This is a genomic window from Raoultibacter timonensis (assembly GCF_022845715.1).
GTDB classification, from domain to species: domain Bacteria; phylum Actinomycetota; class Coriobacteriia; order Coriobacteriales; family Eggerthellaceae; genus Raoultibacter; species Raoultibacter timonensis.
This window is the reverse complement of the sequence record NZ_AP025564.1, coordinates 2,872,792-2,892,831: the sequence shown is the minus strand read 5'-3', so window position 1 is coordinate 2,892,831 and position 20,040 is coordinate 2,872,792. Positions and strand designations below refer to the sequence as shown.

Here is a 20,040-nt window from a genome sequence, read left to right as displayed (position 1 = left end):
CGAAGAAGGCGGACGCTATGGACATCATCACCGTACAGCATCTCACCAAGGTTTACGGAACGGGGCCAGCGGCGACCCGTGCACTCGACGACGTGTCGTTTTCCATAGCGGAAGGCGAATACGTCGCGATTGTGGGATCTTCGGGTTCGGGCAAATCGACGCTTTTGCATCTTATGGGCGGGGTTGACCGCCCCACATCGGGTACCGTGCTCTTGAACGGAGCCGATGTATACGCGCGCTCCGATGAGGAGCTGGCGGTGTTCCGGCGGCGCGAGGTGGGGTTGGTGTATCAGTTCTACAACCTCATTCCCGTGCTCAACGTGGTGGAGAACATGACGCTTCCCGTTTCGCTCGACGGACGCCCCGTAAACGAAGCGCGACTGGCCTCTTTGCTTGCATCCCTCGGCCTCGAGGGACGGGAGGGGCATCTGCCCAACCAGCTTTCGGGCGGCCAGCAGCAGCGCGTGGCCATCGGGCGGGCGCTCATGAACGCGCCTGCGGTGGTGCTCGCCGACGAGCCGACCGGCAACCTCGACTCGAAGAACAGCCGCGAGATCATGGCGCTTCTGCGTGCGTCGAACAAAGAGATGGGCCAGACGCTTGTGGTCATTACGCACGACGAGGACATCGCGCTTTCGGCCGACCGCATCATCGCGATCGAGGACGGGCGAGTCGCGCGCGATGAGAGGATCAGACGATGAGCGTGATGACCTCGTTCACGCTGCGTTCCCTCAAGAAGAACCGCGTGCGCACCGTGGTCTCCGTCATCGGCATCGCGTTGTCGTGCGCGCTCATCACGGCGGTGTTCACGAGCGTGACGAGCCTGCAGGCGGGGCTTCTCGAGCGTACGCTTGCAACCGAGGGTTCGTGGCAAGTCGCATCGTCGCAGATTTCCGAGCGAGCCTACGAATCGTTTCTGCAGAGCGATACCGTGGTCGATATGGCGGTTTCGCGGGAGCTCGGGTCGGCGAAGCTGACCGAACAGGATAGCAGGTCCATGGGCGAGTTCGTTGCGGTGAGGACGTATCCCGAAACCGTTAAGGGCACGTTCACCCCCGACGGGGCGCCGCTCACGATAGTCCCCGAACTCGAAGAGGGCCGCTTGCCCGAGTCGTCTGGCGAAATCGTACTGCCCGATTACTGCAAGGGCGTTGCGCTCGGCGAAGATGCTGCGGATGCCGGTGTGGTGTCGGACGGCGCGCTCGAGGTGGGAAGCACGCTCACGCTCAACCTCGGAACGCGTGTGGTCGAAGACGCCAACGACGGACGGCGGCGCACGCTCGAAAGCTTCGGGAACGGTTATCTTTCCCCTGAAAACGGGTATCCGAGCGAGGAGGAACTTGTCGATGCGAGCGTACGGGATTACACGGTTGTGGGTTTCTACGAGCGCCAATCGAATTTCGGGGGGAGCGATTTTACGGCATCTTCGTCTTCGATCGTTGCCTTGACGAGCGCGGGCGCATCGAGCGAGGGGATCATCGGCGTGTATTTCACTGTTCAGGGCCTTTCGAGCTCTGCCGAGATTCAAGCGTTCGCGAACGGTCTGACAGCCGAAGACCATTCTTTTCTCATGTACCATGCAAATCTGTTCCGCTATCAGGGTATCGCCGACGGGCGCCCCATCGAGGGCACGCTCTGGATGATCGCGATCGTGCTGACCATCGTGATCGTTGTGGCGTCGGTTTCGCTCATCTACAACTCGTTCGCCATTTCTGTGGCCGATCGAACGAGGCAATTCGGACTGCTCTCGTCCATCGGAGCCTCGAAAAAGCAATTGCGGCGCTCTGTTCTGTTCGAGGCGTTCTTCCTCGGGCTCGCCGGCGTACCCGTTGGCGTGCTTGCGGGCATCGGTGGCGTTGCGGTGGTGTTCGCGCTCACACAGGATGCGTTTGCGGCGCTTTTGGGCACGGGGGGAACGGTGTCGCTTTCCGTCGATCCGCTGGTGCTTGCAGTGGTCGTGCTGCTTTCGGTTGCAACGCTGCTCGCAAGCGCATGGATTCCCGCACGTAGAGCGGGCAAGGTATCGGCCGTCGACGCCATCAGGCAGGCGCAGGATGTGAAGGTGTCGAAGCGTTCCATGCGCCGAATGCGGGCGGCAGGCGGGAGTGCGGCGAAGCGCGGAAACGGCGTGCCCGCAGGCGTATCGGGGCTTGCCGGGAAGCTGTTCGGCGCCCCGGGGTTCATAGCTCACCGCAATCTTTCACGGGCGAGCTCGCGCGGACGAACGGTGGTGGTGTCGCTCGCCGTGAGCGTGGCACTCATCGTGGTGGCAGGAAGCGTGGCGCTGTACCTGACGCCTATAGCCGACCGCGCCGAGAGCAAGGACGCGGCGGGGAGCGGAGCGGACGTTATCGTGTCGGGATCTGCTCCTGAAATGGCGGAGCTGAACGGCTTTTCGAACGATCTCGATGAATTTCGGGCGAAAGCCGAAAAGCTTGGCGGCATCGAGTTCTTGAGTTCGTATCGCCAAGGTCAGGCGGAGACGGTCATTCCCGCCGACATGATTTCGGAGGACGGCCGCGTGGTGGGTGCCGATCTCGATGAGCAGCGGAATTCGCCTTGGGTTCCCTCGAGCTTCGGGAGCGACGGCAACTACATCGGCGATCTTACCGTTTTCTACCTCGACGGTACATCATGGGCCGATCTGGTGCGCAGCCTCGGGCTCGATGTGGCGGAGTATACCGATCCCGAAAACCCTCGGGCTATCGGGCTCAATCGCTACCAGGGCATTTTCGGCGACGATTCGTATGCCGATGTGAAGCCGTTGGCGCAAACCGGCTCGATCGACCTGTATGCGATCGAATACAACCTTGAGAATGATACGGGTTCGTGGGGTTCGACGGGGCTGCAGGAAGATGCGGACGGAAACCTTGTCGTGGGGTACGTGAACCAGTACAGCGATGGGATGCCGGAAACGATGGAAAAGCCGCTCGAGGACGTGTCGAGGAAGACGACCGTCGAAGTGGGCGCATTGACCGACGAGGTGCCCGCATCGGTCAATTCGGGAAGCGCATCGATCCACTTCCCCGTGATTCTTTTGCCGGAAAGCGTTGCGGGCAGCACTGCCGGCGCAACGAGCCCGAGCGGCGACAGGAGCGTGTTCGACTTCTATTGGACGAATTTCTCCTTCAAGGCGGAGGACCATGCGGATGCAGCCGAGGCGCTTGAGGGGTTGGCAAGCGATTCCGAGCTGCTCGATTTCAGGGTGTTCGATGTGGCCGAATCGGCTCGCCAAAACCGCCTCATCGCGCAAGCGGTGCAGCTGTTCATCTCCTGCTTCGCGGTTATCATGCTGCTCATATCGGTAGCGAACGTGTTCAATACGTTGACGAACAGCATCATCCTGCGCACGCGAGAGTTCGCGATGCTGAAATCGGTGGGCATGGGGGACAAGGCGTTCTTGCGCATGCTCGTGTACGAATGTGCGAGCTATGCGGTGCGCGGCTTGGTGATAGGGCTTGTGGTAGCGGTGGGGGCGACGTATTTGCTCTACCGTGCTTCGAGCATATCGTTTACGGGGCTCGTGTTCGGCCTGCCGTGGGCCTACGTGGGGCTTGCCGTGGCCGTTGTGCTGGTCGTGCTTGCTTTGAGCGTCGTGTTCGCGCTGCGCAGAAGCCATGCGTCGAACGTCGTGGACGCGCTGAGGGCCGATGCGGTGTGAGGGAGGAGCCTTCTCCGTAGCTCCTCCCCGCGTGGATCATCTCGGCGGAACTCTATAAATACCCGTGCCGCAAGTCGTCCACCGATGAGCACCGTGTTTTGATGTACGGGCGTATTTCTGGAACCTCCAGTATCAACAGCCTTGCAAATGCCGGAGACAAGCTGTTGTTTATGCCGAGGGGCTGCCCATTTCTCGCCTTGAAACGCCTCCTTCGGGTTTCCTCGATGATCCATTGGATCGAGGTCCTTCGTTGCAGTGAGGCTTCTCGCTTGGCAAGATTCGCTATGAAGTGCCACGCTTCTGGATTCCTTCTGATCCAGTGGAAAGCCCTTTGCATCTGCGGGTTGTTCCTCCAGAACGGGGGTACCGATTGCGACGAATGTATGGTCTTGCTAACGGCTATGTACATAGCTTGTTCTCCTTTGTGATGGGTGTTGGCCAATTGCTGGTATGTTTATCACGAGGAGCGCAGCTGGTATCACAACGTATTCGTGTGGTACACTTCGTTATGCTCAAAGGGGCTGTGCTCCTGAGTTCGTGGTTGTCTCTGTTGCAGCGGGGGCAACCACTTTTTTACTGGTGGGTCCATTGATCCTCCTTTGCGTGATTTTTTGCTCGTGGCGCTGTGATTCTATGCTTTCATTGATATTTCGAATTTTGCATTGGGGAATGCAAGAGATATTGCCTCAAGGGTTGCGGTTAAATTTTCTGGAGGAAATGAGGGGTCGACAACCATGCTCACTTCTTGTTTGCCTTGCTTCTGGCTAGTAGAGGGGGCGGGGGGTGTTGATGCTGTTGATGTGGGGTTGCAGGTGTTGGACGTTTTATTCTCGTTGGCTTGCTTCGCAATGTTCTGACGATCTGGCTTGAGTGCACTTTTTTCGGTCGCGTCGGCAAGCATGTTGAAGAATCGCAGGGTTTTTCTTGCTCCGTCTTCCTTGAATCCACCGAACTCCTGAAGGCATTCTAGTTTTTCCTGCCTACCGATTTTGGCATCTGAAAGCACGGGAATTGCTTCAGAGGGGAATGCTTCGTTTATGATTTCCCAACAGACGTCTGGATAAGCCTGATTGTCAATCCATCTTTGACCTCGTTTGGTGAGCTTGCCTGTCGAGTCGATTATTCCGAAATCCTTCAAGCACGAAGCGCTCCGTTGGGCGGTGTTGTTGGATTCGATGCTTTTTATTTCTGCTAGAAGGTCGTGAGAAGTGGCTCGAAACCCAGGGTCGTCTTGAAATTTTTTTCGAATGTCTTCCCAAGCCGCCTTCGATATCATGATGACTTTCATAGCTCTCCTTTCCCTACGAGAACTCATTATAGCCAACCTGTCCTCTGGGAACAAGGGTATGGGGTCAATAAGGGGCAAAAGGACAAACAGGGAGATTCGCTCCTCTGTCGACCCTTAAGGGGGTCGACAGAGGGCAAGGTGTTTTTCGTGAAAACGAGCAGCTGTTAGCCAATTGGACCTTTCGTCGAGAGTATCGTTCAAGCCTGGAGTATATGCGCTACCCTGTAAACCAGCTGTGAAACCGATGAGCGAGGATGGCGCGCATGGCCGACGTGGTTCCCTTTTCCTGTATTCGCCCCCACGAGGATCGGGCGAGTGAAGTAGCTTCGCTTCCCTACGATGTATTCAGCCTCGATGAGGCGCGATCCGAAATCGAGCGGCATCCCCACTCGTTTCTCAGGATCGACCTTGCTGAGGCGACGCTGCCCGATTCGGTGGAAAAGCACGACGAGGCCATTTACGCACGGGCGAAGGCGCTGCTCGACGAATCCATCGCGGACGGCACGTACGTCGAGGACGACGAGCCGAGCTATTATCTCTATCGCCTGCGTGCAGCCGATGGCCGTTCGCAGACCGGCGTTGTCGGATGCGCCTCGATCGACGATTACGAGAGCGGCGTTATCAAGAAGCACGAGAAAACCCGTGCCGACAAGGAGATCGACCGCATTCGCCACGTCGATACGTGCGGTGCGCAGACGGGTCCCATCTTCTTGGCGTTTCGCTCCGACGGCGCGGTAGAAGCGGTGATCGACCGCGTTGAGTCGCAGCCGTCCCTGTATGATTTCGAGGCGGATGACGGTGTGCGCCACACGGTGTGGCGTGTGGACGATCCCGTCGACACCGAGACGATTCGGCGGACGTTCGAGCAGACCTCTGCCCTCTACATTGCCGACGGGCATCATCGTGCGGCTTCTGCCGTGAAAGCGGGGCTGCTGCGTCGAGAAGCCGCCCGTGCTGCGGGTGTTGGGGGGCCGCTCGAATCCGACCATTTCCTCTCCGTAATCTTTCCGAGCGAGCAGTTGACCATTCTCGATTACAACCGCGTGGTCGCCGACTTGAACGGACTTGCTCTGGACGAGTTCCTCGAGCGGGTTGGGGAGCGCTTCGATGTGGGGGAAGCGAGCGAGCATCCGTGCAAGCCCGCACGCAAGGGGTGCTACGGCATGTACGTGGGCGGCGTTTGGCATCCGCTTGCAATCAAAGAAGCCTATCGTTCGGATGATCCCGTAGCCGGTCTCGACGTGGCGCTTCTGCAGGATAACCTGCTCGGCCCCGTGCTCGGCATCGGAGACCCCCGCACCGATAAGCGCATCGACTTCGTGGGCGGCATCCGCGGGCTCGACGAGCTTGCTCGGCGGGTCGATATGGGCATGGCGGTGGCGTTCGCGCTGCATCCGACCTCGATCGACGAGCTGTTCGCCGTTGCCGACGCGGGGCTTCTCATGCCGCCGAAATCGACCTGGTTCGAGCCGAAGCTCAGAAGCGGGCTGTTCATCCACCGGATATAGGGAACCTTGCCAGGCCTCTTCTGATTCGGCAGCTGGCCGCAGAGCGGATCGTCGGCCTTCGTCGCGTCGATGCTTCGCATGGGGATTCGGCTGGCGCGATAATGCGGAACGGCGGACGCTGTTTTATTGATAATGAGTTTTTGCATGAAAGGAGCTTCCGTGTGGCGGCGAAGGCCCGTTTTGCGAAAATAACGACGCCCGGAAATCGAAAACCGCTGACTCCGTAAAACGTGAGCTGGGCTTTCTCGGAACAGCTTTGCGGCCGTAAACCTCTAGAGCCACTCAGGTTTCGCAAAACGAGCCTTCGCCGCCAATTTTGGGCGAAATATGGGAAAAACCTCGAAACCGAACAGTTCACAGGCCGCCTTCGGAGCTTCATGCTTGAGCAGGGGAACGCCTCTTTAGATTGTCCCTCGCTGCTATTCTGCGACGGTCTCGGCGCGAACGGCGGGTTCGGGATTCGCGAGGCAATTGTCGAAGGGCGGCACCTCTGTTCGATGCCGCTCTGTTTTCGGGGTTCTTAGTCGAGTGCTCGTTGCTGGTAGAGTCCGTTATCGGTGAAGCCCAGGCTGCGGTAGTACTCGCGGGTGCCGACCGAGCTGATGACGTTGACGCTTCGGTAGCCTGCTTCCTTCGCCATGCTGCAGGCTCGCTCGACGAGCTGCCTGCCGAGTCCCAGGTGCTGCGCCCCGTCGCCCGATTTGTGCAGGCCGGCAACCTTGCCGTACACGTGCACCTCCCTGATCATTGCCTCGCCCGGTTTGACGGGTAGCTCGGGGCGTTCGGCGACGGCGCTCCGATCGGGAAGGGAGAGCCGCAAGAACCCCGCGATCCTGCCGTCGGGAGCGATCCACTGGAGGAAGTGCTCGCGTGCGACGGTGGTGTCGTAGGTGATGATGTCGAGCGTCAGATCGTCGACGGCGGGCTCGTCGGTGCTGATCTCGCGGTAGCGTATTTCTCCTATGGGCACCTTCTCCTCGTCGGCTTTGCGCTCGACCATCTGGCGGAGGTTGACCTTCTTGTTCCCCGCGACGATGTCGTGCGCCGAGATGTCGCGGATCATGCGGGATATGCGCACGAACGGGGGCGTGGCTGCCGCGTCGGCCACGAGCACGTCGAGCAGCTCCTCTTCGGTGTACGGGCGCCACGTGCCGCGCTCATAGTGCTCGCAGAGGCCTGTTCCCGCCACGAGTGCGCACGGGTAGAGCTTCACCTCGTCGGGAAGGTACGCGCCTTCGGTGACCAGGTGTTTGTAGTCGCGCTTGTCCGCATCGACGGTGGATCCGTAGAGGTTCGCCATGAAGTGCACGTGGATCTTGAATCCGAACAGGCGGAGCAGCTCGAAGGCCGTCTGAATCTCCCGCGTGCCGATGGCGCGATCGTTCATCGCAAGGATGCGCTCGTCGAGGCTCTGGATGCCCATCTGGACCTTGGTGCAGCCGAGCTGCCTGATCAGCGTGAGGTTGCCGACGGATAGGGTGTCGGGTCGGGTTTCGATGACCAGCCCGACCGCGCGGTGTTGGGCTTTCTCGTTTGCCGTTTGCTGCAAAGCGAGTTCCTCGAGGCCGGTGTTTTGTCTGGCGGAAACGCTCATCCAGCCCTCGTTTTCCCCGTAAAGCTGGCGCATCGCCTGATTGTAGCTGAGCGAGCCGCTTGCGATCGCCTGTTGTTTTTCGGCGACGAATTCGATGAGGTCGTCCTTGCGGTTGCTCAGCCCCGCTGTTTCGTAGAACCGCCTCCGCTCCTTCGCGCTCTCTTCTGCGCCATCGGGTTCGCCGGCTTCGTTGAGCGCTCGGAACAGCTCCTTGACGAACCAGATCTGGTAGCCTTCGGGGTAATCGGACCACGTGCCTCCAAGCACGATCAACTCGACTTTGTCGGTGACGTGCCCCATGTGCGTCAGCGCGCGCAATCGCGAAACCACCTGCAGGTAAGGATCGAAGTAGTTGCGCTCGGCACGCTGGCAGGCGGGTTCGTCAGCCAGGTAGCTCTTGGGCATGCGCAGATCGTTGGGGCAGTACAGGCAGTTGCTTGCACAGGGCCACGGCTTCGTGATGACGGTAATGGTGGCCACGCCCGACGCGGTGCGTCGCGGCTTCACCTGAAGCGTTCGGATGAGCTTCTTTTCCGTTTCGGCGTCGACGTTCCAGCTTTTCCACCGTGCGTGGTCGGACTCTTTGACTTTGAGGTAGTACGGCAGCAACCGTTTTTTCGCGTAGTGGCGTTGGTCGTCCGTGCGATTGCGGTTGTGTTTGCGTACGATCGACTCGACGAAGGTTGCGTCAAGGCGATCGGCAGTTGCGAGCTCTGCGAGTATTTCCAGAATGATGTCGTCCATGCTATAGGGCATTCTATAATAAGGGCGGCCAATCCGCCCCCGAATCGAACGGCGATGTTTGTTGCATATCGAAACAGCTGAAAAACTCCGCGCCCTCACGAGCGACTTCTATCGTGTTCAGTGCGACTCGTTTTCCGCAACGAGGCAGGCACCCTGGAACGGGTGGAAGCGATGCCTCGACGAGATAAGGCGCTTGGGTGAGCTGGGCGCTGCCGAGGACGGGATCGGGAAAGGAGCGCGCGATGCAGGCGCATCCGGGGAGAGCCGGACCCTTTCGGTGTTCGATCTCGCATGCGGAAACCTGCGGTTTGAGGCGTTCCTCGCTTCCGCGCTGCCCGAAACCGCGGTGTCGGTGTACGCGGTCGATAACTGCGATAGTCTCGTGTCGGACGCCGCGCTTGCGGAATACGCGCCTGATGGCGGCCTCGGCGATACGCAAGACAGCCAGAGCGAACCGCTTGCGCGGCCGCGGGTTGCGTATCAAAACCTCGACGTGCTCGATGTGCTTGCGGCTGGCGGCGTCATCGGCGATTGCCTGCAAGCCCCCATGTGCGACCTCAGCGTATCGTTCGGGTTCATGCATCATGTTCCCCTGCCCGACCATCGCCATGCCGTGCTCGATGCGCTTGTCGACCAGACGCGTTCGGGAGGCTTGGCGATCGTGTCTTTGTGGCAGTTCATGGAGAACGAGAGGCTGGCCGAGAAGGCACGGGCCACGCGCGAACGCGCGCTGCTCGAGCTCGGTCTGCCGGAATTGGACGCAGGCGATTTTCTGCTCGGATGGAAAAACGTTCCGGGCGCATACCGCTACTGCCATAGTTTTTCGGAAAGCGAGATCGACGATCTGGTTTCTGCGGTGCGGGCGAGGGCGACCCTTGTTTCCCGATTCAAGGCCGATGGTCGAACCGACGACCTCAATACCTATCTCGTCTTCGAAGCGAAATAGCCGCCTGCGTCAAGTTGCCGCATTGCGGCGACGAACCTGCCGCACGTGCTTTTGCGAACCTGGTCGTCTTTTGGATGGCATTGGTTGCGGGTGCGCGGAGGCGATTCGCGCGAGTTTCGTTCGACGCCCCTGTCTCGCCAGTCGTTTTCCTGCTCGCGATGGCGGCTGCTTTTCCGTGTAAACCGTTGGGAAAACAACGGAATCGTTTATGCGTTCGCGCTATAGTCGAAGGAATTGGTAGGAAGCGGCTATTTAAGCGGACGGAGCAAGCGATGAAGAAAACGGAATTGGCTGTACCGCGGCAACGGCGGCGAGCTGTTTTCTCTGCGTTCGTCGTTTTGGCGGTCATTTTGTGTGCAGCGCTTCTTACTGCATGCTCGTATGCGGAGACCACGGTGGGGCAGGCGGGGTTCCGGGGGTCGCAGCAGGCGGGCGATTCCGCTCTGCCCGATCTTGATGGTGAGTACGCCTACGTGCTTGCCAGGGTCCTCTCGAAAGACGCCGAGGAGAACAGCATCGAAATCGAGGTTGTCCCATGGAACGACGATCGCCCCTTCAGCAAGGGGAAGCTCGTTGCAGGCGATACCGGTTCGGTGTCGTGTTCCGAGCTCGTGTTCTTTCCGGCGGGTATCGGCGATGGATCGACGGTGGTCGTGTGCTGCTTGAGCGCGGATGCCGATGCGTTCCCCCTGACCGCCTGCACGATAGAGAAGCTCGAGCTGTTCGAGGAGCGAGTCGATCGGTGGGCTACCTCGTGATGCGCCCATCCTGTACCCGTCTGCAAGCGGCGGGGCGGCTGCTATGTGCTTGCGGAATCGCGAAAGGGCTGTGCGCTTGATTCGGACGCCGAGTGAGGCGCGACGCGGCTCGCCTGCTTTTCGCCCCGATCGTCCGGGCTCATTGCGACATGCGGTCTTCGGGGCTTTCGATGGTGGCTTTTACCCATCTGGTCGAAGCGAGTTGACAAGCGCGCGCCCAACTGGAAAAATCGCTGGGACGGCTATAAGGAGGGAATTCCCATGAACGTAGTTTGCCTCGATTTAGAGGGCGTGCTCGTCCCCGAGATCTGGATCGCATTTGCCGAGGAGAGCGGCATCCCCGAGTTGAAGCGCACCACGCGCGACGAACCGGACTACGGCAAGCTCATGGAGTACCGCCTCGGCATCCTGCGAGAGCGCGGGCTCGGACTCAAAGAGATTCAGGAAACCATCGCGAAGATCGATCCCATGCCCGGCGCGAAGGCGTTTCTCGACGAGCTGCGCGCCTATACGCAGGTGATCATCATCAGCGATACCTTCGAGCAGTTTGCCAAGCCGCTCATGGAGAAGCTCGGATGGCCGACGATCTTCTGCAACACGCTCGAGGTTGCCGCGGACGGCGAGATCACGGGGTTTCGGATGCGCTGCCCCGAATCCAAGCTCACCACGGTGCGCGCTCTGCAATCGTGCGGGTTCGAAACCGTTGCCGCGGGCGACAGCTTCAACGACCTTGGTATGATCAAGGCGAGCAAGGCGGGATTTCTGTTCAAGAGCCCCGATTCCATCAAGGCCGACAACCCCGACCTTCCTGCGTTCGACGAATACGGAGAGCTCATGGCGGCTATTAGGGAAGCGGTGGACTAGGCGCCCCTCGTCTGAGTGCGCGTTTCGCAAAGCTCGCACTCATCCGCGTAAATCAAAAGCGGCTCACGTTGTGGGAGCCGCTTTTTACGTCTTAAGGCGATGCGCGGGGCGGAGCGGTGTCCGAGCGGGCGTCGCGGTTCACCGGATATCTATTCCTTGCCCGTCCAGCAGTAGGTGCATACTTTCTCGGGATCGATGCCGATGGCTTCGAGCATGCCGTCAAGCGATTGGAACCCGAGCGAATCGAAGCCCATTTCCTCGCAGATGGCCGAGAGCATGCATTTGCCCCGTTCGGTCGAGCTGTCGGCGTACTCGTCGAGATGGTTCTGGCCTTCGTCGCCCTCGAGCTGCTGGACTACGCGGCGGGCCAAGAGCTCCATTTCCGATTTGCTGCTCGAGAAGCTCAGATACTTGCAGCTGAACATGATGGGCGGGCAGGCCGAGCGCATATGCACTTCGGCGGCTCCCGCACCGTACAGGAAGTCGATGGTCTCGCGCAGCTGCGTGCCGCGCACGATGGAATCGTCCACGAACAAGAGCTTTTTGCCGTTGATCAGCTCGGGAACGGGTACCTGCTTCATCTTTGCCACGCGGTTGCGCACCTCTTGGTTGGAGGGCATGAACGAACGGGCCCATGTGGGCGTGTACTTGATGAACGGGCGGGCGAAAGGAATCTGGCATTCGGTCGAATAGCCGATGGCGTGCGGAACTCCGGAATCGGGCACGCCCGCTACGTAGTCGACCTGCGGCACGCCGCCGGCCGCCGCTTCGTCGCGCGCCATGATGGCACCGTTTCTGTAGCGCACGACCTCGACGTTCTCACCCTCGTAGTTCGAGTTGGGATAGCCGTAGTACGTCCAGAGAAACGCGCATATCTTCATCTCGTCGCCGGCGGGCGAAAGGGTTTCGTATCCGTCGGCGGTCACGCATACGATCTCTCCGGGACCCAGCTCGTATTCGTCGTCGTAGTCGAGCTTGTGATAGGGAAACGATTCGAACGATATGCAAAAGCCCTCGCCGTTCTTCCCGATGAGGACGGGCAGGCGGCCTTGCTTGTCGCGCGCCGCGATGATACGGCCGTCGTTGGTTATGATGAGCAGCGTGAGCGATCCTTCGACTTCGTTCTGAGCGTATTTGATGCCCGAGACGAAATCGTCCTTCTGGTTGATGAGAGCGGCGATCAGCTCGGTGGTGTTCACGGCCCCCGAGCTCATGGCCATAAACTGCTTGCCGCCGTCAGAGAAGTGCGATTCGACCAGATCTTCCGCGTTGTTGACCGCTCCGACGGTGGTTATGCCGAACGTACCGAGATGGGAGCGCACGAGCAGCGGCTGGGGATCGGTGTCGCTGATGCAGCCGATGCCGGTGCAGCCGCGGAACCCAGGCAGGTCGTTTTCGAAACGCGTGCGAAACGGCGTGTTCTCGATCGAGTGAATCTCGCGCTGGAAGCCGCTGTTCGCGTCGTGAAAGATCATGCCCGCGCGTCGCGTTCCCAGATGCGAGTGGTAGTCCACGCCGAAAAACACGTCCAGCACCACGTCGTTATGGGATGCAGCTCCGAAAAATCCGCCCATTGTATACCTCTCGTCCTGCCTTAACCGCCTGTTGCGCTAACAAAGATTTCAGTATAAAGCTCCCAGCCTCGTAATGGGCCGAGGTGTAGGCGAGCTTCGCAAATATTCGCTTGATGGAGTTTTTCCGTGCGGTCTAGCCCGCCGATGCGGAGTACGGGTACTGTTGCTCATCGACAAGCGAGCAGGCTATTCGAGAAAGCACCAAGATGAAGAAGATCCTTTTGATCGCCACTGGCGGAACCATCGCTTCGGTTGAGGACGGCTGCGGGTTGGCCCCCGCGCTGACGGGCGAAGAGCTGACGGCGTTCGTCCCCCAGCTCGGCGATCTGTGCGAGCTCGGTTTCGTGCAGCTCATGAACATCGACAGCACGAACATGCGACCTGCCGACTGGATGCGCATACGCGCTGCGATCGTTGACGCCTACGACGCCTACGACGGGTTCGTCGTGCTGCACGGCACCGATACGATGGCCTATACGGCGGCGGCCCTTTCCTACCTTATCCAGAACAGCCCCAAGCCCATCGTGCTTACCGGGTCGCAGCAACCTATGGCGAGCCCGTTTACCGATGCCAAGCTCAATCTGTACCAGAGCGTTCTCTTCGCCGCCGACGATCGCTCGTGCGATGTGTCGGTGGTGTTCGGGGGAGCGGTGGTTGCGGGAACGCGGGCGCGCAAGCAGCGTACGATGAGCTTCAACGCGTTCATGAGCGTCAACTTCCCCGAGATAGCGCTCATCAGGAACGACCGCATCGTGCGTGCGGGGGCCCCGGTAACGTGCGCGGGCGCCGGCGGCGCACCGATCGTGTACGATCGGTTGAACGAGCGCGTGTTCGTGCTCAAGCTCACGCCCGAGATGAATCCGAGCATCTTCGATCTGCTCAAGAACGATTACGACGCCATCATACTCGAGACGTTCGGCATAGGGGGCATACCCGACTACGGCGACTACCGTCGTGCGATCTTCGGGTGGGTGGATTCGGGCAGGACGCTCGTGGTGACCACGCAGGTGCCCGAGGAAGGCTGCGACCTCGGCGTGTACGAAGTCGGGCGCGCGTACGCCGATCATTGCGGCATCCTCAAGGGCGCCGATATGACCACCGAGGCCCTTGTGGCGAAAACCATGTGGGCGCTCGGGCAGACGAGCGATCCCGACGAGGTGAAAAAGCTGTTCTACCGCGTGGTGAACCACGATCGGATGATGGTGGGCTAGCGTTCGAGGCTGTTTGCGGGCCGCGGCAGGTGCCAACGGCGCTCCGCGGCGTTCTTCCGTGCCGAACGCCGCTTGTGCAAGGACGCTTGCGGAACGCTTTCGGGCGATTTCGTGACGATGATCGCGGGGGCGCTCTATGCGATAGAATTACCCCGTTGCTTATTCGATGTGCCGTGCGGGGCTGCGCTTTCTGCGCGATCGGCACGACGATTCCGATTCTTTACGCATGATACGGGAGGAACCAATGGCGATGATATCGGTTGCACCGAAATCGGCTTCAGATGCCCGGGTATCCGAATATCTGAACAGGCACGCACGTCGTGTCGAGACGTGCCCCCCGGGTACCTGCCCGCTTGTCGTGCAGCTTTCGCTGCTCAGGGCGAGCGGGGCGCAAACGTGCGGGAAGTGCGTGCCGTGCCGCGACGGGATCCCGCGCCTGGCGGGCATGCTCGAGCGCATTGTCGACTGCGAAGCCGACGAAGGCGCGCTCGAATCCCTGCGCGCGCTCGCCGAGATGATCCGTGATACGGCGGATTGCGCGATCGGCTACGAAGCTGCGGACGCCGTGCTTGCGGGCCTCGACTCGTTCGCCGACGAGTACCGAAGCCATATCGAGCAGCGAGCCTGTTCGCCGGGCGTCGGCCAGACGGTTCCCTGCGAAACGCTGTGTCCGGCGCACGTGGACGTGCCCGCCTACATCGCGTTCGTTGCCGAGGGCGACTATGCGAGCGCCATCAACACAATACGCAAAGACAACCCGTTTCCGACCGCCTGCGCGTTCGTGTGCGAACACCCCTGCGAACAGCGGTGCCGCCGAGCGCTTATCGATGCGCCGATAAACATCCGCGCCGTCAAGAAGTTCGCCGTCGACCAGGTTCCTGCCGATTCGGTTCCCGTACCCGCTCGCAGCGCCGCTACGGGACGCTCGGTTGCCGTTATCGGGGGAGGTCCGAGCGGGCTCACCTGCGCGTACTATCTGGCGCTCATGGGGCATGCGGTTACGATATACGAAGGAAAGCGCCAGCTCGGCGGCATGCTCCGTTACGGCATTCCCGCCTACCGCTTCCCGCGCGAGCGCCTCGACGAGGATATCCGCGCGATCCTTTCCACGGGGGGCATCGAGGTGCGCTGCGATACCCTTGTCGGCGAGAGGGAGATGGACGAGATCGTCCGCGAGTTCGATGCCGTCTACGTAGCCATCGGTGCGCAGGCGGGTAAGACCCTGCGGATAGAAAACGACGACGCGGAAGGCGTTTCGCCCGCCATCGATCTGTTGAACGCTATCGGCGAAGGCGCATACCCCGACTACACGGGAAAGAGGGTAGTGGTTGTGGGCGGCGGAAACGTTGCCATGGACTGCGCTCGCACCGCCGTGCGGGCAGGTGCCGACGAGGTGTCGATCGTGTACCGTCGGCGCAAAGAGGACATGACGGCGCTTCCCGCCGAGGTGGAAAGCGCTATGGCGGAGGGCGTCGAGATGATAACGCTCGAAGCTCCGGTGGCCGTCGAGGTCGACGGGCAGGGCCGCTGCGCGGCGCTTGTTACGCAGCCGCAGATGATCGGACCCGTGCGCGGCGGCAGGCCGTCTCCGCTTGCTGCCGATAAGCCGCAGCGTCGAATCGAGGCCGAGGCGATCCTCGTCGCGGTGGGCCAGAGCGTGGTCGCCCGCCCGTTCGAGGATTTCGGCTTGGAATCTGCGTGGGGCTGCCTCGTAACCGACGAGTACATGAGGGCGAAAGGCCGCGACAACGTGTTCGCTGGTGGAGAGTGCTGCAGCGGTTCCTCGACGGTGATCAGGGAAATCGGCGCTGGCAAGGTTGCCGCGCGCAACATCGACGAGTTCCTCGGCTACCACCATACGCTCGACGGCGCCCCGTCCGTCCCCGAGCCGCAGTTCAACGATCGGACGCCGAGGGGCCGCGTGGAGGTAGCGGAGCGCCCCGCCCGCGTTCGCAAGCATGATTTTTCCGAGGTCGAGGAAGGCATGAGCCGCGAAGAGGCGAGGCAGGAGTGTGGTCGGTGCCTGCGCTGCGACTGCTTCGGCTGCGGCACGTTGGAAGAGGGGAGGCAGCGCTATGCCTAGCATTGCGATAGACGGGGTGCGCCTCGAGGTTTCCGAGCGGACGACCATTCTCGAGGCAGCGCGCGAAGCGGGCATCCGCATACCGACGCTGTGCTACCTGAAGGACGTAAACGCAATCGGCTCGTGCCGCGTGTGCGTGGTGGAGGTCGAAGGTGAAGAGCATCCGGTGCCGTCGTGCACGACGGTTGCGCGGGACGGCATGGTCGTTACGACGAACTCGCCGAAGCTCGCCTCGTATCGGCGCACGGCGCTCGATCTCATCCTTTCCGAGCACGGACTCGATTCGACGCGGTACTGTTTCTCGTGCGTGAAGAACGGCGCCTGCGAGCTGGCCGATCTGTGCCGCGAGTACGGGGTGGTCGAGCCGTCTGCACGGGTGGAGAGAAAACGCGAGCCCGTGCTCGACTCCAATCCGTTCCTCGTTTACGATCCGAACCTGTGCATCGCGTGCCAGCGATGCGTGGGCGCCTGCAACAACGCGGCGCGCAACCACACGCTTCGCGCGGGCAAGCGTGCGGCACGCACCGTCATCGAAGCTCCGTTCGGCGAGAACTGGCGCGATACGACGTGCGAATCGTGCGGAAACTGCGCTGCTGCGTGCCCGACAGGTGCGCTTTCGGCCAAACGCAGGGCGGGCTACCGCGTTTGGGAGACCGAGCGCGTGCGCACCACCTGCCCGCACTGCGGCGTCGGATGCCAGCTGAACCTCGTGGTGAAGGACGGCCGCATCGTCGATGCCGAAGCGGCACCGGGACCTGCGAACAAATCGCTCCTCTGCGTGAAAGGGCGCTTTGCGAGCTACGACTTCGTGGGATCGCCCGAGCGCTTGCGCACGCCTCTTGTGAAGAACCCCGAAACCGGCGAATTCGAACCGGCGACTTGGGACGAGGCGCTTGACCTCGTGGCCTCGAGGTTCGCCGACCTGAAAGAGCGCTACGGCGGCGAAGCGCTCGCGGCCTTCGCTTGCGCCCGCTCGACGAACGAGGACATCTACCTGTTGCAGAAGATGGCGCGTACGGCCTTCGGCACGAACAACGTGGACAACTGCGCTCGCGTGTGCCATGCGCCGAGCGTTTCGGGCTTGGCGGCCACGCTGGGCTCGGGTGCCATGACGAACACGATCGAGGACGTAACGCGCGAGGCCGACGTCATCATGCTCGTGGGATCGAATCCCGAAGAGGCCCATCCGGTATTCGGCATGCAGATCCGCGCCGCCGTGGAAAACGGCGCGAAACTCATCGTGGTCGATCCGCGCGACATCCGCCTTACCGAGCGCGCCGACGTCCATCTCAAGCTGCGTCCCGGAACCAACGTCGCCTTCGCGAACGGCATGGTGCACATACTCATCAACGAGGGGCTCGTCGATCGGGAGTTCATCGAGGAGCGCACCGAGGGCTTCGACCGACTGGCAAGAATGGTGCAGGAGTACACGCCCGAGCGGGTTGCCGAAATCTGCGGGATCGACGCGCGCGATCTCGTTTCTGCGGCGAAGCTGTACGGAAGCGCGGAGCGGGCGCCGATCATCTACTGTTTGGGCGTGACGGAGCATTCGAGCGGCACCGAGGGCGTGATGTCGCTTTCGAACATCGCCATGGTGTGCGGTAAGCTTGGGCGCCCCGGCTGCGGCGTGAACCCGGTTCGCGGCCAGAACAACGTGCAGGGCGCCTGCGACATGGGAGCGACGCCGGGCGATTTCCCCGGCTATCAGAAGCTCACCAACCCCGAGGTCGCCGAGAAGTTCGAGCGGGCCTGGAGTACCGAGCTCAGCCGCGTGCCCGGCCTCATGGCCACGGAATGCTTCCCCGCCATGGTGGACGGCAGGATCAAGGGGCTGTTCGTCTTCGGCGAGGATCCTGTTCGCACCGACCCCGATACGGGGCACGTCATCAAGGCGCTCGAAGCCCTCGATTTCCTCGTGGTCGACGACCTGTTCATGACCGAGACCGCACGGTACGCCGATGTGATTCTGCCCGGGCGAAGCTACGCCGAGAAGGAAGGCACCTTCACCAACACCGAGCGCCGCGTACAGCGCGTGCGCAAGGCGGTGGATATCGGCGGCGACACCCTGCTCGACACCGACATCTTCACCGAGATCATGAATCGCATGGGCTATCCGCAGCCGCATTTGAGCGCGGCGCAGATCATGGACGAGATCGCTTCGCTCACCCCGTCGTACGGCGGCATCAGCCATGCGCGCCTCGACGGCACGGAGGTTGCTGGGCAAGGCCTGCAATGGCCGTGTCCGAATAGGGATCATCCGGGTACGGCCATCCTGCATGTGGGCAGCTTCTCGCGCGGCATCGGCGCGTATTCGACCGCCGAGTACCGCGAGGCCACCGAGCAGCCCGACGGGGATTACCCGTTCATCCTGATGACGGGCCGCATCCTCTACCAGTACAACGCCTGTGCGATGACGGGGAGAGCCGAGGGCATCAACGAGGTGGCGCCGAGTTCGTTCATCGAGATGAACGAACGGGATGCCTCTGCCCTCGGCATTGCAGACGGGGACAGGGTGAAGGTCGCGTCGCGGCGGGGCGAAGTCGAGACGACGGCGCGCGTATCGGACAAGACATCGCCCGGCGAAACGTGGATGCCGTTCCACTTCCAAGACGGGAACAGCAACTGGCTCACGATCGCCGCATTGGACACTATAGCGAAGACTCCCGAGTACAAGGTGTGCGCGGTGAGGGTAGAAAGGGCTAAAACTTCATGAAGATCAACCACGCAGTCCTGCACGTACTCGATTTCGTATCGTGCGTGAACGTGATGTCGCACGAGGAGATCGACCTTGCGAGCAAGAACGCCAAGCGGTACGTGACGGGGCATGCGAAGCGCGCTCTGAGCAACCTCGATAACAAGCGCGGCGAGTTTGCGGGCGATAGCATGTTCGCCGAGGAGATTCGCAGCTACTTTCGCGGACAGCGCGATTTCGTCGACCTGTCCATCCAGGTAGCGGAGTTCATCGCCGGCGAGCTCGGGCGCATGGAAAAGACGCCCTCGACCGATGTGCTCGTCATCGATTTTGAAGACGAGACGAAGGCGGCTGTGGGGGATATGACCGACGAGGAGATCGACGCCGCGTTCGAGGGGCACGGCAAGCGCTACTTCGCGCTGTTCCTGCTCGAAGCGCATCAGGCGTTCATGCACGAAGTCGGCCGCGGGGAAAGCGGCGAGGTGCTCGTGGACATCGAGCGCCACCACGCCATCCTGCCGAACCCCTCGCAGAAGGTGCAGTCCTTCGCGCTCGTCGAGAAAGGCACGATGAACGTGCTGTTCTGCGACAAGGCGCGCGAGATCGCAGGCGAGGAGCGTTGGCTCATTCCCGACGGGCTGCTGCAGTGCTCGATGAAGCCTTCGGGTAAGGAGATGTTCGATACCGTGGCCCGCATCGTCGAGGAGGTGGCCGAAGAGTACGGCGCCAATCCCGCCGTGGCCGTTTCGAAGGCGAAGGCGTACGTGGCGGAGAGCTCGCAGGAATCCGAAGAGGTGTATCCCGAAGAGCTCGGCCGCGAGGTGTTCGAAGACGACGCCCTGCAGAAGCGCTTCGAGGAGGCGGTGGCCGAAAAGGCGCTGCCCGAGCGCGTGGTGATGGGCAAGGCGGTTGCCGAGCGCGTGGCGAAGAACCACAAGATCAGAACCGATACCGGCATCGAGATAACGTTTCCCGCCGAGTACAGCCAAAGCCCCGAGTTCATCGAGTTCGTGAGCGAGCCGAACGGCCTGATATCGATCGAGCTGAAGAACATCGGGAGGATCGAGAACAAGTAGGGCGGACACCCCGCGTTCTCGTGAACTGCGGGGCGCCCGCT

At 61.2% G+C, this 20,040-nt stretch carries 13 protein-coding genes; 10 read left to right on the top strand and 3 right to left on the bottom strand.

All coding sequences use genetic code 11. The features are described from left to right. The first annotated feature begins 17 nt into the window (after positions 1-17). Together MWL89_RS11890 and MWL89_RS11885 are read left to right on the top strand one after the other, a co-directional pair. Positions 18-701 carry an ABC transporter ATP-binding protein gene (locus MWL89_RS11890; protein ID WP_102377526.1) on the top strand — a complete coding sequence of 228 codons (684 nt, stop codon included), beginning with the start codon at positions 18-20 and terminating at the stop codon, positions 699-701. After that, positions 698-3,661 (top strand): ABC transporter permease, encoded by a 2,964-nt coding sequence (locus tag MWL89_RS11885; protein WP_244386226.1) that lies wholly within the window; start codon positions 698-700, stop codon positions 3,659-3,661. Before MWL89_RS11890 ends, MWL89_RS11885 begins: the two co-directional genes overlap by 4 nt. Positions 3,662-4,292: 631 nt before the next feature. Here the strand turns inward: MWL89_RS11885 and MWL89_RS11880 are convergent. Next, positions 4,293-4,949: a hypothetical protein gene (locus tag MWL89_RS11880; RefSeq protein ID WP_244386224.1), complete on the bottom strand. Its 657-nt coding sequence runs from the start codon at positions 4,947-4,949 to the stop codon at positions 4,293-4,295. A 263-nt stretch (positions 4,950-5,212) separates the two neighbouring features. Between MWL89_RS11880 and MWL89_RS11875 the strand changes: the two genes are divergently transcribed. Next, positions 5,213-6,457: a DUF1015 domain-containing protein gene (locus MWL89_RS11875; RefSeq protein WP_244386222.1), complete on the top strand. Its 1,245-nt coding sequence runs from the start codon at positions 5,213-5,215 to the stop codon at positions 6,455-6,457. A gap of 520 nt (positions 6,458-6,977) precedes the next feature. On the opposite strand, the gene MWL89_RS11870 is transcribed toward MWL89_RS11875, so the two are convergent. Then, entirely contained in the window at positions 6,978-8,795 is a 1,818-nt protein-coding gene (locus tag MWL89_RS11870) for an elongator complex protein 3 (RefSeq protein WP_244386220.1), read from the bottom strand. Positions 8,796-8,988: 193 nt separating this feature from the next. On the opposite strand from MWL89_RS11870, the gene MWL89_RS11865 reads away from it, so the two are divergent. From MWL89_RS11865 to thrH, 3 genes are all read left to right on the top strand, one after another. Beyond that, a complete protein-coding gene (locus MWL89_RS11865) occupies positions 8,989-9,741 on the top strand; it encodes a class I SAM-dependent methyltransferase (protein WP_244386218.1) in 753 nt (250 codons plus the stop codon). A 272-nt stretch (positions 9,742-10,013) separates the two neighbouring features. Next, positions 10,014-10,499, top strand: coding sequence for a hypothetical protein (locus MWL89_RS11860; protein ID WP_244386216.1), 486 nt, complete (start codon positions 10,014-10,016; stop codon positions 10,497-10,499). 261 nt (positions 10,500-10,760) lie between these two features. Continuing rightward, positions 10,761-11,363 (top strand): bifunctional phosphoserine phosphatase/homoserine phosphotransferase ThrH, encoded by a 603-nt coding sequence (thrH, locus tag MWL89_RS11855; protein WP_102377535.1) that lies wholly within the window; start codon positions 10,761-10,763, stop codon positions 11,361-11,363. A 149-nt stretch (positions 11,364-11,512) separates the two neighbouring features. Here the strand turns inward: thrH and MWL89_RS11850 are convergent, their stop codons facing one another. Further along, the gene (locus tag MWL89_RS11850; protein ID WP_244386214.1) at positions 11,513-12,937 is read right to left on the bottom strand and encodes an amidophosphoribosyltransferase; all 1,425 of its coding nucleotides are present in this window, start codon (positions 12,935-12,937) and stop codon (positions 11,513-11,515) included. A gap of 206 nt (positions 12,938-13,143) precedes the next feature. Between MWL89_RS11850 and MWL89_RS11845 the strand changes: the two genes are divergently transcribed. The 4 genes from MWL89_RS11845 to MWL89_RS11830 all read left to right on the top strand — a co-directional run bounded on the left by MWL89_RS11845 (position 13,144) and on the right by MWL89_RS11830 (position 19,999). Further along, the gene (locus MWL89_RS11845; RefSeq protein WP_244386212.1) at positions 13,144-14,148 is read left to right on the top strand and encodes an asparaginase; all 1,005 of its coding nucleotides are present in this window, start codon (positions 13,144-13,146) and stop codon (positions 14,146-14,148) included. Positions 14,149-14,392: 244 nt separating this feature from the next. After that, on the top strand, positions 14,393-16,231 hold the full coding sequence (locus MWL89_RS11840) for an NAD(P)-binding protein (protein WP_244386210.1): 1,839 nt from the start codon (positions 14,393-14,395) through the stop codon (positions 16,229-16,231). Then, positions 16,224-18,944 (top strand): formate dehydrogenase subunit alpha, encoded by a 2,721-nt coding sequence (gene fdhF / locus MWL89_RS11835; protein ID WP_244386209.1) that lies wholly within the window; start codon positions 16,224-16,226, stop codon positions 18,942-18,944. Before MWL89_RS11840 ends, fdhF begins: the two co-directional genes overlap by 8 nt. After that, entirely contained in the window at positions 18,941-19,999 is a 1,059-nt protein-coding gene (locus tag MWL89_RS11830) for a nucleoid-associated protein (RefSeq protein ID WP_244386208.1), read from the top strand. The genes fdhF and MWL89_RS11830 overlap by 4 nt, the downstream gene beginning before the upstream one ends. The last annotated feature ends 41 nt before the right edge of the window (positions 20,000-20,040 follow it).

What these genes read in the sequence shown, in the direction of transcription:
- MWL89_RS11890 (WP_102377526.1), top strand. Translation starts at nt 18, where the DNA reads ATGGACATCATCACCGTACAGCATCTCACCAAGGTTTACGGAACGGGG.
- MWL89_RS11885 (WP_244386226.1), top strand. Translation starts at nt 698, where the DNA reads ATGAGCGTGATGACCTCGTTCACGCTGCGTTCCCTCAAGAAGAACCGC.
- MWL89_RS11880 (WP_244386224.1), bottom strand. Translation starts at nt 4,949, where the DNA reads ATGAAAGTCATCATGATATCGAAGGCGGCTTGGGAAGACATTCGAAAA.
- MWL89_RS11875 (WP_244386222.1), top strand. Translation starts at nt 5,213, where the DNA reads ATGGCCGACGTGGTTCCCTTTTCCTGTATTCGCCCCCACGAGGATCGG.
- MWL89_RS11870 (WP_244386220.1), bottom strand. Translation starts at nt 8,795, where the DNA reads ATGGACGACATCATTCTGGAAATACTCGCAGAGCTCGCAACTGCCGAT.
- MWL89_RS11860 (WP_244386216.1), top strand. Translation starts at nt 10,014, where the DNA reads ATGAAGAAAACGGAATTGGCTGTACCGCGGCAACGGCGGCGAGCTGTT.
- thrH (WP_102377535.1), top strand. Translation starts at nt 10,761, where the DNA reads ATGAACGTAGTTTGCCTCGATTTAGAGGGCGTGCTCGTCCCCGAGATC.
- MWL89_RS11850 (WP_244386214.1), bottom strand. Translation starts at nt 12,937, where the DNA reads ATGGGCGGATTTTTCGGAGCTGCATCCCATAACGACGTGGTGCTGGAC.
- MWL89_RS11845 (WP_244386212.1), top strand. Translation starts at nt 13,144, where the DNA reads ATGAAGAAGATCCTTTTGATCGCCACTGGCGGAACCATCGCTTCGGTT.
- MWL89_RS11840 (WP_244386210.1), top strand. Translation starts at nt 14,393, where the DNA reads ATGGCGATGATATCGGTTGCACCGAAATCGGCTTCAGATGCCCGGGTA.
- fdhF (WP_244386209.1), top strand. Translation starts at nt 16,224, where the DNA reads ATGCCTAGCATTGCGATAGACGGGGTGCGCCTCGAGGTTTCCGAGCGG.
- MWL89_RS11830 (WP_244386208.1), top strand. Translation starts at nt 18,941, where the DNA reads ATGAAGATCAACCACGCAGTCCTGCACGTACTCGATTTCGTATCGTGC.